The sequence below is a fragment of the Devosia sp. CN2-171 genome (assembly GCF_049354815.1).
GTDB lineage: Bacteria > Pseudomonadota > Alphaproteobacteria > Rhizobiales > Devosiaceae > Devosia_A.
Genome location: NZ_CP186479.1, coordinates 780,397 through 795,054 on the forward strand (window position 1 = coordinate 780,397; position 14,658 = coordinate 795,054).

Annotated in this window: 13 protein-coding genes and 1 tRNA gene; 5 read left to right on the plus strand and 9 right to left on the minus strand. The window is 64.3% G+C overall.

Annotation, left to right across the window (positions count from 1 at the left end):
* Positions 1–364: 364 nt before the first annotated feature.
* From ACOYW5_RS03985 to ACOYW5_RS04000, 4 genes are all read right to left on the minus strand, one after another.
* Entirely contained in the window at positions 365–1,846 is a 1,482-nt protein-coding gene (locus ACOYW5_RS03985) for an NAD(P)H-hydrate dehydratase (protein ID WP_423067963.1), read from the minus strand.
* 117 nt (positions 1,847–1,963) lie between these two features.
* Positions 1,964–3,343, minus strand: a complete 1,380-nt coding sequence (gene tig / locus ACOYW5_RS03990) for a trigger factor (RefSeq protein ID WP_423067964.1) — start codon at positions 3,341–3,343, stop codon at positions 1,964–1,966.
* 55 nt (positions 3,344–3,398) lie between these two features.
* A tRNA-Leu gene (locus ACOYW5_RS03995) sits at positions 3,399–3,483 on the minus strand.
* 60 nt (positions 3,484–3,543) lie between these two features.
* Positions 3,544–4,551 (minus strand): AraC family transcriptional regulator, encoded by a 1,008-nt coding sequence (locus ACOYW5_RS04000; protein WP_423067965.1) that lies wholly within the window; start codon positions 4,549–4,551, stop codon positions 3,544–3,546.
* Positions 4,552–4,717: 166 nt separating this feature from the next.
* On the opposite strand from ACOYW5_RS04000, the gene ACOYW5_RS04005 reads away from it, so the two are divergent.
* From ACOYW5_RS04005 to glnA, 3 genes are all read left to right on the plus strand, one after another.
* On the plus strand, positions 4,718–6,091 hold the full coding sequence (locus ACOYW5_RS04005; protein ID WP_423067966.1) for an FAD-binding oxidoreductase: 1,374 nt from the start codon (positions 4,718–4,720) through the stop codon (positions 6,089–6,091).
* Between the two features lie 294 nt (positions 6,092–6,385).
* Positions 6,386–6,724: a P-II family nitrogen regulator gene (locus tag ACOYW5_RS04010; protein WP_126151873.1), complete on the plus strand. Its 339-nt coding sequence runs from the start codon at positions 6,386–6,388 to the stop codon at positions 6,722–6,724.
* 61 nt (positions 6,725–6,785) lie between these two features.
* On the plus strand, positions 6,786–8,195 hold the full coding sequence (gene glnA, locus ACOYW5_RS04015) for a type I glutamate--ammonia ligase (protein WP_423067967.1): 1,410 nt from the start codon (positions 6,786–6,788) through the stop codon (positions 8,193–8,195).
* Positions 8,196–8,248: 53 nt separating this feature from the next.
* On the opposite strand, the gene ACOYW5_RS04020 is transcribed toward glnA, so the two are convergent.
* Positions 8,249–8,920: a spermidine synthase gene (locus ACOYW5_RS04020; RefSeq protein WP_423067968.1), complete on the minus strand. Its 672-nt coding sequence runs from the start codon at positions 8,918–8,920 to the stop codon at positions 8,249–8,251.
* 123 nt (positions 8,921–9,043) lie between these two features.
* On the opposite strand from ACOYW5_RS04020, the gene ACOYW5_RS04025 reads away from it, so the two are divergent.
* Positions 9,044–10,039, plus strand: coding sequence for a DUF808 domain-containing protein (locus tag ACOYW5_RS04025; RefSeq protein ID WP_423067969.1), 996 nt, complete (start codon positions 9,044–9,046; stop codon positions 10,037–10,039).
* Positions 10,040–10,049: 10 nt separating this feature from the next.
* The gene (locus tag ACOYW5_RS04030; RefSeq protein ID WP_423067970.1) at positions 10,050–10,661 is read left to right on the plus strand and encodes a LysE family translocator; all 612 of its coding nucleotides are present in this window, start codon (positions 10,050–10,052) and stop codon (positions 10,659–10,661) included.
* Here the strand turns inward: ACOYW5_RS04030 and ACOYW5_RS04035 are convergent.
* The 4 genes from ACOYW5_RS04035 to ACOYW5_RS04050 all read right to left on the minus strand — a co-directional run bounded on the left by ACOYW5_RS04035 (position 10,658) and on the right by ACOYW5_RS04050 (position 14,489).
* Positions 10,658–11,353: a PilZ domain-containing protein gene (locus ACOYW5_RS04035; protein WP_423067971.1), complete on the minus strand. Its 696-nt coding sequence runs from the start codon at positions 11,351–11,353 to the stop codon at positions 10,658–10,660. The genes ACOYW5_RS04030 and ACOYW5_RS04035 overlap by 4 nt on opposite strands.
* Positions 11,354–11,525: 172 nt before the next feature.
* Positions 11,526–13,049, minus strand: coding sequence for an ABC-F family ATP-binding cassette domain-containing protein (locus tag ACOYW5_RS04040; RefSeq protein WP_423067972.1), 1,524 nt, complete (start codon positions 13,047–13,049; stop codon positions 11,526–11,528).
* Positions 13,050–13,645: 596 nt separating this feature from the next.
* Positions 13,646–13,966 (minus strand): hypothetical protein, encoded by a 321-nt coding sequence (locus tag ACOYW5_RS04045; RefSeq protein ID WP_423067973.1) that lies wholly within the window; start codon positions 13,964–13,966, stop codon positions 13,646–13,648.
* A gap of 109 nt (positions 13,967–14,075) precedes the next feature.
* Positions 14,076–14,489, minus strand: a complete 414-nt coding sequence (locus ACOYW5_RS04050; RefSeq protein WP_423067974.1) for a hypothetical protein — start codon at positions 14,487–14,489, stop codon at positions 14,076–14,078.
* Positions 14,490–14,658: the final 169 nt, after the last annotated feature.

Below are 14,658 nucleotides of genomic sequence, written 5' to 3' on the forward strand. Positions count from 1 at the left end.
AATTCCGAGCGCCGTGCTGATCTCGTCGTCAATTCTCAGGTAACTGGCGAGACCCCAGGTTCCGCAAGGCTCGGAGCGTTTCGGCAACGGCTCACCACGTTCGTTCCGATACCGCACTCCAAATTGCGGCACGGCGTCCCAAAAGCAATGCGTTCGTAGCAAGTCAAACCTGCTCAGCGGCCGATGGTCGACGGTGAGGAACACCCCCATCGTCCACCCCCTCCGATTGGTCCAAACAGGTGGAATGAGCAAGTTGTTCGGAGTCAGCTTCGAGTAGTCCGGGCTATCCGCACTACGAATATATCGCCAGGCACAGGCTTGTGCACCGATCGCTCTAGTCGCTGCAGGTTAGTGATCGGCGGCATCATCTGAGTTCACCAAGCCCGGCCAGCACCTCCGGCACCAACCCCGGCAAATCCCCCGCGATCAGCCCCGGCCTGCCCCAGCGGTTCGCGGCCTCACCGTGTATCCAGACGCCTGCACAGGCGGCATCGAACCCGTCGATTCCCTGTGCCAGCAGCCCGGCGACAATGCCGGCCAACACATCGCCCGAGCCTGCCGTGCCGAGTGTCGGCGGTGCGTTATCGTTGATCACGGCGCGGCCATCAGGTGCGGCCACGACCGTATCGCTGCCCTTGAGTACGACCACGGCGCCCGAGCGTGCGGCCGCTGTCCGGGCCCGTTCGACCTTCGATCCCCCGATCTTGCCGAACAGCCGCTCGAACTCGCCCTCGTGCGGAGTCATCACCACCGGCCGGTCCCAGTGCTGGCGGATGGCCGCGAACAGCGTCTCCGGATCATCCTTGAAGCTGGTGAGTGCGTCCGCATCGAGCACTGTCGCGGGGCCGCCGCCGAGGATGGCCTGCACGTTCGCGCGGGTCGCTTCCCCCACGCTGGCCGCTGGACCGATGGCGAAGGACCTCACCTTGTGCTCCTCGATCAGCAGGGACAGGCTTGCCGCACCCTCCGACGGCTTCAGCATGATGGCGGTGACGTGGTTGGCGTGGACGAGCAGCGACTGGTGCGAGCCGGTGAGGGACACCAACCCCGCCCCTGCCCGCAGCGCCGCCGTCGCCGTCAGCCTGCTGGCGCCGGTCTGCAACGGACCGCCGGACATGACCATGCAGTGGCCGCGGGTGAACTTGTGCCCCTCCGGATCGGGCCGCGGAATTTGCCAAAGCCCGGGACTGTTGCGCCATAGGCGCGGCGCGATCTCGTCGAGCACGCGTTCGGGGATGCCGATCTGCGCCAGCACGACCTCGCCGCACCGCACCCGTCCGGGCAGCAGGAAATGCCCCGGCTTGAGGCGAAAGAACGTCACCGACGCATCTGCCTTTATCGCCGTGCCCCGCACCTGCCCGCTCGCCCCGTCGATCCCGGAGGGCATGTCCACGGCGACCACCGGCACCCCGGACGCGTTCACGGCCTCGATGAGTTCGGCCAGTTCTCCAGTGACATCGCGATCGAGCCCCGCGCCGAGCAGTGCGTCGACGATCACAATTGCCGGCTGCAGGCCGGTTGGGTCCGCCTGCTCGATCCGCCCCTTCCACAGGTCGGCGAACAGGGCTGCGTCGCCCTTCAACCTTTCCTTGTCCGCGAACAGGGCCAGCCGCACCTCGCGCCCCGCCTGCCGGAGCTTCTCGGCCGCAACGAAACCGTCGCCGCCATTATTTCCCGGCCCGCAGAGGACGAGAATGTGCCCCTCCGGGTAGCGCGCAGCCACGAAGTCGGCCACGGCCACCCCTGCGGCCTCCATCAGCTTGAACGACTGGATGCCCGACACGACCGCCAATTGGTCGGCGCGGGACATTTCGGCGGGAGTGAGGAGGATGTGCTCAGTGCTCATGCCGGCACCCTACCCGGCGGTTGCGTAGACAGAAAGCCGTCGGCGGTGCGCAGAGAACACCCCCCAAACAAAAGGCCGCCCCGGAGGGCGGCCTCGAATTCGTCGGATCACTCACCCTTAGTGGTGGTGCTCCTCCGGGACCTCGTCCTCTTCCGAAGCGATGAGCTTCGAAAGCTCGGCCCGGGTCATGGTCTTGTCGGTCTTCTTGGCCTGCGCCGTGACGAACTCGACGACCTTGTTCTCGAACACCGGAGCGCGGAGGCCGGCGAGGGCCTGCGGGTTCTTGCGGTAGTAGTCGTAGACCTGCTGTTCCTGGCCCGGGAAACGACGGACCTCGGCGATGAGAGCCTGCTGGTGCTCGTCCTCGGTCACTTCGACCTTGTTTACGTTGCCGATCTCGGCGACGACCAGGCCCAGGCGCACGCGGCGCTCGGCGATCTTCTTGTACTGCTCCCTGGCGGCTTCCTCGGTCGTGCCCTCGTCCTCGAAGGAACGGCCGTGATGCTCGACCTCGTGCACGACGCGCTGCCAGATGGTGTCGAACTCGGCGTCGACCAACTGCTGGGGCACTTCAAACTTGTGGCCCTCGTCGAGCTGATCGAGAATCTGGCGCTTCACCGCCTGACGGCTCATCGAATCGAGCGCGGCGCGCATCTGGTCCTTGACCGCGTTGCGGAGCCCGGCGACGTCCTCGAGCCCGAGGCTCTTCGCGAACTCGTCGTTCAGCTCACCGGCCTTGGGGCCGTCGATGTGGAGGATCGTGGTCTCGAAGTCGGCCTTCTTGCCGGCCAGTTCTTCCTGCGCATAGTCCTTGGGGAACGTGACCTTCACGGTCTTGGTCTCGTTCTTCTTCATGCCCACGAGCTGTTCTTCGAAGCCGGGGATGAACTCGCCCGAGCCGACGGTGAGGTGCGCATGGTCGGTCGAACCGCCTGCAAAGGCCTCGCCCTTGATCGTGCCCTTGAACGAGAGGCCGAGACGGTCACCGGTCTCGACAACGCCATCCTCGCCCTTCTCTTCATAACCGCGCTGCTGCGCGAAGACGCGCTGCACTTCGGTGTCGAGGTCCTTCTCGTCGATCTCGACGACCGGGGTCTCGACCGCAAGGCTCGAGAAGTCCATCAGCGCAACCGGCGGCAAGATTTCGTAGCTGACCTCGAAATTGAGATCGGCGGCGCCATCCAGCACCTTGTTGATGACGTCCTGGTCTTCCGGCAGGTCGACCTTCGGCTGCGTCGCGGCGCGCTCGGAGCGATCGTCCAGGGTCTTGGAGACGGTGGAGTTGATGGCGTCGGACAGCACTTCCGACATGGCCGAACGGCCATAGACCTTCTTGAGGTGCGCTGCCGGCACCTTACCCGGGCGGAAGCCCTTGATGTTGGCGGTGGACTTCATCTCATCGAGGCGTGCATCGAGGCGCTCGCTCAGGTCCTTGGCCGGGATGACCACGGAGAGTTTGCGCTTGAGGCCCTCGTTGAGGGTTTCTGTGACCTGCATTGGGGTATCCCGTTGTCTCTTCAAAACTCGTGTGGCCGGGGGTTCCGCGGCGGATTGGTGCGGGTGAGAGGGCTCGAACCTCCACGCCTTGCGGCGCTGGAACCTAAATCCAGTGCGTCTACCAGTTCCGCCACACCCGCAAGGTGCCCCGTCGGCCGGGTCGCGTGCATATATGGCAAGAAACGGGGAAGGTCAAAGGCTCAGATGGGACCGGGCCCAGCGTCGACCGTACTTGTGTCGCGGCGGTGCCCGCCGCGCCGCCACGCCCCCGGCGGCACACCGACGAACTTCTTGAATGCGCGGTTGAATGCCGCCTCGGACTCATAGCCCACATCGGCGGCGGCCTGGCCGATACTGACATGCGGATCTTCGAGGCGACGTGCAGCCAGATGCATGCGCCAGCGGGCGAGGTACTGCATTGGCGACACCTCCATCTTGGCGGAGAAGCGGCTTGCGAGGACAGAGCGCGACATGCCGGCCGCCCGCGCCAGGCTGTCGATCGTCCACGCCTCGGCGGGCCGGCTGTGCAGCAATCGCAGCACTTCCCCGAGGTGGCTGTCGCCCAGGCCGGCGAGCCAGCCTCGTGCGTCCTCCGGCAGATCCTCGATATGCCGTCGCAGGACCTCGACGAACATTAGTTCGCTGAGCTTGGCGAGTACCGTCTCCGAGCCCGCCCGCGCGCCCTTGCCCTCGGCCAGAGCCATCGCGAACAGATCGCTGATCCCGAGTGCGCCGGCCGACTGGGGAATGCACAGTAGCGGGGGGAGCGCCGATAGCAGCGGATTGAAGGGCCGCGAGTCGCAGCCGAGAAAACCGCACACGAAACGGGTCCGATCGGGCCCGTCGCCGCCATGGATCACCTCGAACGGCAGGTGCTCATCGACAGGACGGTAGTACATGGACAGCGGGTTGGGCCTCCCCCGCGCTCCCCGCGCAGAGCTGAGGACATTCGGGGCGCCGCTGGGGAAGACCACCACGTCACCGGCGTCCAGCCACACCGGCGGCACCGAGCCATCAGCCATGGCCGCCCAGCATCCCCCCGCGAGCACGATGTGGAACGAGATGATGTGCTCGGCGGTGGGCATGATCGCAGCGGCGATTGCCGCGGTACCCGGGGACTCGCCGACCCACGGGTTACCAGCGTCGATATCGAAGTAGATGGCGCCGGTCAGCCTGACTGCGCTCAGCACGTCGGAGAGAACGTCCATCGCGCGTTCCTCCTCGCCGACGGTCCTCAGGGTCACACTAACCCGGTGGCGGCGCTCGCGCAAATGAGACCGGCGATCGACCGAGCAAAAGAGCCGGACGCCTGAGCATTCCAGCACAAGTCCTTGCTGCCTACCGTCCGCCGGTCAGACTCGAGGGAGTACAGCCATGAACGAGACAATCTTCACCGACTTCGCGGCCGGCCTACGTGGGCCGGTGATCCGCCCCACCGACGCCGAATACGAGGACGCACGCAGCCTCTACAACGGAATGATTGACAAGCACCCGATGGCAATTGCCCGCTGTACGGACGCCGCCGACGTGATCGCCGCGGTCAACTTCGGACGGATCAACAAGCTGCCGATCGCAATCCGCGGCGGCGGACACAACGGGCCGGGGCTGGGCAGCGTCGACGATGGCCTCGTGATCGATCTCAGCGGCATGAAGGGTGTTCGGGTCGACCCAGCAGCCCGCACCGTGCGGGTCGGCGCCGGCTGCACGACCGGTGACGTGGACCATGCCACTCATGCCTTCGGCCAGGCCGTACCTTTCGGCATTATTTCCACCACCGGCGTCGCAGGGCTGACGCTAAGCGGCGGGCATGGCTATCTCAGCCGGCAATACGGCCTCGCGATCGACAACCTGCTCGAGGCGGATGTCGTGCTGGCCGACGGCCGGTTTGTCACCGCCAGCGAAACGCAGAACGCCGATCTGTTCTGGGCCCTGCGGGGTGGAGGCGGCAATTTCGGTGTAGTTACCAGTTTCCTGTTCCGGACGAACCCGGCCAAGATTCTCTACGGCGGACCGATCGCCTATGCCATTGAGGACGCCGAAGCCATCATGCGGTGGTATCGCGACTTCCAGCTCAAGGCGCCGCCGGAATTCTATGTCTTCCTTGGCCTCCAGGGCATCCCGCCGACCGCGCCTTTCCCGGAGGAGCACTGGAACAAGATCATGTGCGTGCTGCTCGTCGCCCACAATGGCGAAGGTGGCGAAGCCGCTGTGAACGAGATCCGCAGCGAACTGCCGACGCCGCTCTTCGACTGGTGCGGCCCCATTCCGTACACTGGGCTGCAGACGCTGTTCGATCCCTTCTATCCCAAAGGTCTCCAGTGGTACTGGAAGGGCGACTTCGTGAAGACACTGCCCGATGCCGCGATCCGCGCCCATGTCGCCCACGCCAGCAAGGCCAATATCTTCTCGGCCATGCACCTCTACCCCATCGATTGCGCCGTTCATGCCAAGAAGCCGACAGACACGGCGTGGAACACCCGCGATGCCTTGTGGTCGATGGTGATCGTCGGCCTCAGTCCCGATCCGGCCGACCGGCAGGCGATCCGGGACTGGGCCACGGGTTATTGGAAGGACGTTCACCCGCACGATCTGGCGGGCGCCTACCCGAACTTCATGATGACCGATGAAGGCGAAGGACGCCTCCACGCGACCTTTGGCAGCAACTATGCGAAGCTCGCCTCGATAAAGCGGGCCTACGACCCGGACAACCTGTTCCGCGTCAACCACAACATCCCTCCCGCGCACTGACGGCGGAGGTCAACCGACGGCGCGGGGTTCAGCCTCGCGCCGCCGCCAAACTTCGAACTGCACAGGGCGTGCTGCGCGATGCCGCGTCGGTGGGCAGCGTGGATACCGGTTACGTCTAACTAATAGCCGCCATGCCTACTTTTTACCCATTCAAACATATCCGTCCCTCGCCTGCCTTCTTAGGTCTTTGGCGTAGCCTATTGCTGGTCCGATGCTTTTTGCCATTGGCACGCGCTGGCACGTCCCCTGCATACATTCGGGCGGCACCCGACCGGTGCTGGAGTGGAGGCCTGAATGAAAAAGATCGAGGCTATCGTAAAGCCGTTCAAGCTCGACGAAGTGAAGGAAGCGCTGCAGGAAGTTGGCCTGCAGGGCATCACCGTGACCGAGGCCAAGGGTTTTGGCCGGCAGAAAGGCCATACCGAGCTTTATCGGGGTGCCGAGTATGTCGTGGACTTTCTGCCCAAGGTGAAGGTCGAAGTGGTGTGCCCGGACGAACTCGCCGAAAAGGCGATCGAGGCAATCCGCACGGCCGCGCAAACCGGTCGCATCGGCGACGGCAAGATCTTCGTCTATTCGATCGAACAGGCTATCCGCATCCGCACCGGCGAATTCGGCGACGACGCGCTCTAGGGCGCCTGGGCCCGTCATGCCCGCCTAAAAGCATCAACCCAGACTTACACAGGGGAACTGAATGACCACTGCAGCCGACATCCTCAAGCGCATCAAAGATGAGGACATCAAATACGTAGACCTTCGTTTCACCGACATGCGCGGCAAGCTGCAGCATGTCACCTTCGACCAGACCATGGTCGATGAAGACCTGTTCGAAGAAGGCACGATGTTCGACGGCTCGTCGATCGCCGGCTGGAAGGCCATCAACGAGTCTGACATGGTGCTGATGCCCGATCCGGATTCGGCTTACATGGATCCGTTCTTCGGCGCCTCGACCCTTGCCATCAACTGCGACATTCTCGAGCCGCTGACCTACCAGCCCTATTCCCGCGACCCGCGCACCACGGCCAAGAAGGCCGAGGCCTACGTCAAGGAACTCGGGATCGGCGACTCGGTCTATTTCGGCCCCGAGCCCGAATTCTTCATCTTCGACGACGTGCGCTACTCGAACACCACGTACAAGGTGGGCTTCTCGGTCGACTCGACCGAACTGCCGACCAACAACGATACTGAGTACGAGTCGGGCAACACCGGCCACCACATCGCGCTGAAGAAGGGCTACTTCCCGGTTCCGCCGCTCGACAGCGCGCAGGACATCCGCGGTGAAATGCTGGCAGCCATGGGCGCCATGGGCGTGCCGATCGAAAAGCACCACCACGAAGTGGCCTCGGCCCAGCACGAACTCGGCATCAAGTTCTGCCCGATCATCAAGGCAGCGGACTCGGTTCAGATCTACAAGTACGTGATCCAGCAGGTGGCGCAGGCCTACGGCAAGACCGCCACGTTCATGCCGAAGCCGGTCTATGGCGACAACGGCTCGGGCATGCACTGCCACCAGTCGATCTGGAAGGACGGCAAGCCGCTCTTCGCCGGCGACCAGTATGCTGGCCTGTCGATGGACGCGCTTTACTACATCGGCGGCATCATCAAGCACGCCAAGGCCATCAACGCCTTCACCAACCCGACCACCAACTCCTACAAGCGCCTGGTCCCCGGCTTCGAAGCCCCCGTGCTGCTCGCCTACTCGGCCCGCAACCGTTCGGCCTCCTGTCGTATTCCCTTCGGCCAGTCGCCGAAGGCCAAGCGCGTCGAAGTCCGCTTCCCCGATCCGCTGGCGAACCCGTATCTCGGCTTTGCCGCGATGCTGATGGCCGGCCTCGACGGCATCAAGAACAAGATCCACCCGGGAGACCCGATGGACAAGGATCTGTACGAGCTGCCGAAGGAAGAGCTCAAGGAGATCCCGACCGTCTGTGGTTCGCTCCGCGAAGCCCTCGAGTCGCTCGACAAGGACCGCGAGTTCCTGAAGGCCGGCAGCGTGTTCACCGACGACCAGATCGACAGCTATATCGAGCTGAAGATGACGGAAGTGATCAAGTTCGAGCACACCCCGCACCCGGTCGAGTACGAGATGTACTACTCGGCGTAAGCGCCGGACGAGTGACATGAAATTGAAAGGGCCCCGCGGGGCCCTTTCTCTTTTCAGGCCTTCGTCGCCACCCATATCACGTGCCTTGCGCCCTTCCCCCCATGCGCCCGGGCCTTCAACTCTTCGACCTTCAGGCCCGATTGTCCCAGCCGCTTGGCGAAGTGTGGATCTGGCGCGACCGACCAGACCGCGAGCATGCCGCCGGGGCGGAGGGCGGACTTGGCCTTGGCAATGCCACCATGGCTGTAGAGGGCATCGTTGCCGGGGCGGGAGAGGCCCTCGGGACCGTTGTCGACATCGAGCAGGATCGCGTCGAACTTCTGCGTGTCGCTTGTCATTACGTCGCCGACGTCACCCACTCGGACCGTCAGGCGCGGATCGTCGAGGCCCTCGCCGTGGATATGGGCCAGCGGCCCTCGCGCCCAGGCGCCGGCAATCTCGGGCACCAGTTCGGCGACGACGATCTCAGCATCGGGGCGGAACTGCGCCAGTGCAGCGCGGAGCGTGAAACCCATGCCGAGTCCACCGATCAGCACTCGCGCCTTTGGCTTCCCGCCGATCCGTACGGCGGCGATATTGGACATCGCTTCTTCCGACCCGGCCTGCCGGCTGCTCATCAGGCCGATGGTGCCGGCGAAGATGGTGAACTCGGTGCCGCGCTGCATCAGCCGGAACTCGCCGCCACCGGGCACCTTGGCACGACCGAGTTCAACCCAGGGCAGCATCGCAGTCTCCTTGTGGCTTGCCGGGCAGCTTTAGCGCCACATCCGCGTTGATGACAGCCTGTGCCGGCTGTTTGCGCCGGGCGAGCGGGCTGGCATGGTGTCAGCCAAACCAGAGGATTCGTGATGAGTGTTGGCCTGCTCGGATTGCTCGACGACGTGACGGCGCTCGCCAAGGTCGCGGCCGCGTCGATCGACGATGTCGCGGGCCAGGCGGCCAAGGCCGGGCTCAAGGCGGCCGGCGCGGTGATCGACGATGCCGCGGTGACGCCGAACTACGTCACCGGCTTCAAGGCCGACCGCGAGTTGCCGATCGTGTGGCAGATCGCGGTCGGCTCGATCCGCAACAAGCTGTTGTTCCTGCTGCCGGCGGCCATCGCGCTCAGCTTGTTCGTGCCGTGGCTGATCACTCCGCTGCTGATGATCGGCGGCGCTTATCTCTGCTACGAGGGCGCGGAGAAGGTGTTCGAAGCGCTGTTCCCCCATGCCGCGCACGAGCATGAACATGAGGCCGACGCCCCTGAACATCCCGACCCCAGCAAGCTCGAGGAAGAGCGGGTCGCCGGCGCCATCCAGACCGACTTCATCCTCTCTGCCGAGATCATGACCATTGCGCTCGCCGCCCTGCCCGGTCTGCCGCTCTGGGAGACGATCGTGATTCTGATCGTCGTCGCTTTCGGCATCACAGCGGCCGTGTATGGTGCCGTGGCGCTGATCGTTAAGGCCGATGACATCGGGCTCGCCCTCGCCACGAAGGGCCGTACGGGCGCGGGTCGGGCCCTTGGCCGCGGCATCCTCGTTGCCATGCCTTGGGTCATGCAGACCCTCAGCGTTGTCGGTACGGCCGCGATGATCTGGGTCGGCGGCGGCATCGTCGCCCATGGTCTTGCCGGGTTCGGCCTCGGCTTCATCGAGCATGGCATCGAGGCGTTCGCGCATTGGGCAGAGGAACTGGTGCCGCAGATCGGCGGGTTCCTCGGCGAACTTGCCACCATTGCCGCCGACCTCGTGCTCGGCTTGGTGCTGGGCTTGGTGCTGATCCCGATCGTCGGTAAGGTCATCGCACCTGCCTGGCGAGCGATCCGTGGCCTGTTCAAGCGCGACGCGGCTCCGGGCCATTGAGGAGGAAGCGGTGAGCCTCGAATTCCTGATCACCACGCTGGTCATCGTCGCATCACCCGGGACGGGTGTGCTCTACACCCTCGCCGCCGGGCTCACTCGCGGCACGCGGGCGAGCCTTCTCGCCGCCTTTGCCTGCACGCTCGGCATCATCCCGCACATCGCGGCTGCGGTGACAGGGCTGGCGGCCCTGCTCCATACGAGCGCCCTCGCCTTCGAGATCATCAGATATCTCGGCGTCGCCTACCTGCTTTACATCGCCTGGCAGACGCTGCGGGAGAAGGGCGCTCTCAGCGTCGGCACGGACGCCGCGCCACAATCGATCCGGCAGGTCCTGGTTTCGGGCGTGCTGGTGAACATCCTCAACCCAAAGCTGTCGATCTTCTTCTTCGCGTTCCTGCCGCAGTTCGTTCCCGCGAACAGTGCTACCGCCCTGCCGCAGATGCTGGAGCTCAGTGCCGTGTTCATGGCGGTGACGTTCGTGGTGTTCGCGATCTACGGGGTGTTCGCTGCTGCGGTGCGCTCGCATGTGGTGAGCCGGCCACGTATCCTGACCTGGATGCGCCGTACGTTCGCGGCTGCCTTTGTCGCGCTCGGCGCCAAGCTGGCGTTCACCGAGCGCTAGTTCTCGCCCGCGAGCCCGAGCCGTTCGGCGGCAAGGGAGCGGTTCTGGCTGGTCTTGAGCGTCAGCAGTGCCTCGAGTTGGGCGAGTTCCTGCAGTTCGGCGAACTGCACCGCAAAGCCGGCCTCGACATAGCGCACCACCCTGCCCGGCACCGCACCCACCCCGGCCAGCGCGCCGAGCGGCGGCAGTACGTCGGCTGATACAGCGACGCCCGATTGCGACATGTCGATGATGAAGCAATCGTACTTCGTGCCGTCGCCGAGGACGAGCTTCGATTTGGTCTCGCGCGGCAGTACGCGCTTGTGGGCACGGCGGTCGCTTACCGTCTTGAGCGTCTTGCGCTTGAGCCAGTCGATGCGCGAGGCGAGCAGCGATCGCTCGGTGTCTGTGCAATCGAAGCCGGCAACGAACCCGCCATCCACTGCCCGGGCGATGCGACCGCGCAGGATGCCGAGGCCCTGGAAGGTGACCGTGAACGTCTCGCCGGGGGTGCCGGCTACGGGCGCGTTGATCACCGCCTCATAGGCCGAGATGCTGCGGGCGCGGCAGGCGAAGACCTGCACGGCGCCTTGCCCCTGGGCCCGGCTGGCGAGCACGTAGCTCCCCATCACATCGCCGATGAAGCGCGTATCTTTGCGGCCCGAGGCGCCTGGCGCGGCGCCAATGGAGCCCTTCTGGGCCACTGATGGCATGTCGTTCTTCCCAAAGAACTCGTGGTGGCGTCCACTCCATCCACGCGCAAACACTACTGTCCGATCCTGAATCAGAAGTTACCCGTGTGACGATACGTGAGTATTCGTGCAGATATCGTCGCCGTCTAGGCAATCTAACTCATGTATGTATCGCAGAGATTGACTTCCGCGATCAGTCCGTCTCCAACATCATCTCCTCGAAGAACGTCTCCGGGCCATCGACTTCGCGCAGTCTCCGACCGTCGATCAACAGGTAGCGATTGCCGACATTCCGCACGAAGCTGCGGTCGTGCGATACGAGCACTGCGGTCGCCTCGTGCAGCAGGATTTCGCTCTCCAGTGCCTCGCGACCCGGGATGTCGACGTGGTTGGTCGGCTCGTCCATCAGGTAGAAATTCGGCTCGGTCAGCCGCAGGGCGAGCAGGCCCAGCCGGGCGCGCTGGCCGAAGCTGAGCTGGCCGATCGGCTTGCCCTGCTTCTCGATGGTGAAGCCGGCCGCCGCGAGGAGGCTCCGCACACGCGCGTCGGGTTGCTTGAACCCTACCGAGATGAAGTTCTCCGGCGTGTCGCGCACGGGCAGTTGCGACATGTCCTGGTCGGTGTAACCGAGAACCAGCGAGGGCGTGACCTTGATACCGGGCACGCTGTCGGGCTGGGTCATGGCGCGGTGGATGAGCTTCACCAATTGCGACTTGCCGGCGCCGTTGCGGCCGAGCAGCACGACGCGATCACCCTGGAAGATGTGGAGCTTGTCGATCTGGAACAGCGCTTCGCCCGGCGGCGTTGTCACCGTGACGTTCTCGATGCCGACGAGGAGCTTGGCGTGCGTTCCACGGTTGGCGAGGCGGATCTCGCCCGAGCGATCCTTGTGGGTCGGCCGGACCGCGTCCTCGATCTTCGCAGCGCGTTCACGCAGCTGCTTGGTTTTCACCACCAGCAGGTCACTGCCCGAGTTAATGCCGATATTGTTGAGCTTGGCCGCCTGCTTCCTGAGTTTGGCCGCTTCCTTCAGGTCACGTTCGTTCTGCGCGTCCTGCGAGGCATCTTCGCGCTCGAGTTCCTTGCGCGCCGCCGAATAGGCCAGCGCGAAATAGCGCGAGACCTCCGGTCGCAGGAACAGGGTGCGGTTGGTGACGGCATCGAGAAAGTCGCGGTCGTGGCTGGCAATCACCAGCGGCACGTTGCGGGCGTCGCGGTTGAGCCACTCCTCGAGCCGGAACAGCTTGCTGAGATCGAGATGGTTGGTCGGCTCATCCATCAGCAGCGCGTCGGGGTCGGTCACCCATACGCGGGCGATGAGCATCAGGCGTTGCCAGCCGCCACTGAGTTCGGACACTTTGCGGTCGCGCAGCTCGTAGGGCGTCTCGAAGCCGTCGAGGGCGACATCTGCGCGCCAGGCGTCGGTCTCGCGATCTGTTGGCGGCAACGCATCGAGCACAGCGTCGCGCAGCGTCAGCGGCATCAGCGCGGCAGGGACATCCTGCTCGACATAGCCCATGCGCAGGCCGCGAGACCGCACCACCTCGCCCGCGGTCGGCTCGGCGAGGCCGGCCATAATGCGCAGCAGCGTGGTCTTGCCGAGGCCGTTGCCCGCGACGAGGCCAACCCGGTCGCCGTCGGCGATGACGACGCTCAACCCGGTGAACAACGGGTCGGTCGCAATTGTGGAAAGGTTCTGGAGGCTGATCGAGCCCATTTTCATCTCTTCCGCTAGTCATGGCGCAACAGAAGGCGCCTTGCCGTCAATGGCTCACGCGATGCGGAGCCGGCTTGGGCAGACCAGAATTGGATGAGACGAAACTGTCGTCCGGACCCGCTCGGTCAGCCCTGCAACTCAAGCTGCAGGGCGAAAACAGGGCCACGGCTGCGGTGCTGGTCATGACGAAAACCCACGCGACCCTCCTGTTTGTTGGTGCGGCGGATGAAGGCTCAATAGCGCAGCCGACCGATGCTGGCAATCACGCCAGGTAGAACAGGGCGGTGACAGCGGCGATGATCATGGGACGGGGAAAAGCAAGATGGGCAAGCCGGTACGCAAAACTAGGAAATCCGGCTTGCTGCCATCCGCTATTTCGGTGCGCCCGAAACTTGGCCTCAGGGTACGCGAGACCACCCTCGTTTCGGGTACGCATACGGCTACTCCAGACACAAAAACCGTATGTGAAAGTTATATCGGCGGGCGCTTAAGAAAGTGCTTCGATAAAGCAAACGAAGTCTAAACGGAGTGCTCCAAAACAACGCGTCCTGCGCGTTTGTACGGAAACGGACGCATTGAAATCGTTTGCAAATCTGTCAGCTTCGGCGCAGCCGGTCGCGGTCGAGGATGGTGCCGGTGCAGGTCGAAACCCTGAGCAGGTAGACCCAGTCGCCGCGCGTGGCGCGAACCTGGATGCGCCGGTCGTTCCGCACGTTCAGGAATATGTTGGTGTAGCCCTGGTCGCGCACGGCGTTGCGGATCTGCCGGTCGGTCAGCTCTATGCAGACGAGCGGCCGGCGGAAGCCGAAGCCGTCGGTGCCGAAGCCGAAGTGGAACTGCGCCGCGCTGGCCGGGACAGTCGCAGCAGCCAGCGTGAGGCCAAGGACGGCGGCGCGGAGGTATGAACTGGTGGTCATGGTGTTCTCCTGTTGGTCATTGTGCCGAAGATGCAAAACCCCGGCCCGTTGCGGGGCCGGGGTGCGGCGGAGCCAGAGGGAGGAGGTTCCGGCTCCGCCGGATGTCGGGTCAGAAGTTGAACTGGAAGCGGAAGCCCGGGCCGAACGGGCGGCGCAGCCGTTCGACATCCGACACGCGACCAGTGCACTTGTTGATGGTCATCGCGTAGGTGCGGCGGCCCCAGTCGGCGACGACTTTCACGCGGACGCCCTTGCGGTCGACGAAGCGGATGTCCTCCCAGCCGAGCCGGCGCAGGCCACGACGGACTTCGTTGTTGGTCAGGCAGTCACGCTTGAAGCGCTTGCCGTTGTCGAAGCGGTACGAGAAGCCATCGCCACCACCCTGGATGCCGAACTGGAAGTTGAAGGTCGGATTGCCAGACTGTGCCTGGACCGGCATGGCCGTGAACGCCGCGGCGCCGAGCGTCACTGCAATGATCGCAGCACGGCCGGTCTTCATCACGCGGGAAAGGATCGGGGTCATGGTAGTCTCCTTTTGGGGTAGTCTTCTGTGGTGCCAGGTCCACTAGCGTTGCATGACCCTAAAGGTTGCTTCCTTAACCAATGCGGTATCGCCCGTTCATCCTCCGTTCATGTTGCGGGCAACACGGCGGCGGAATTCCGAGTGATATCAGGCGCACATCTGGTGAGAT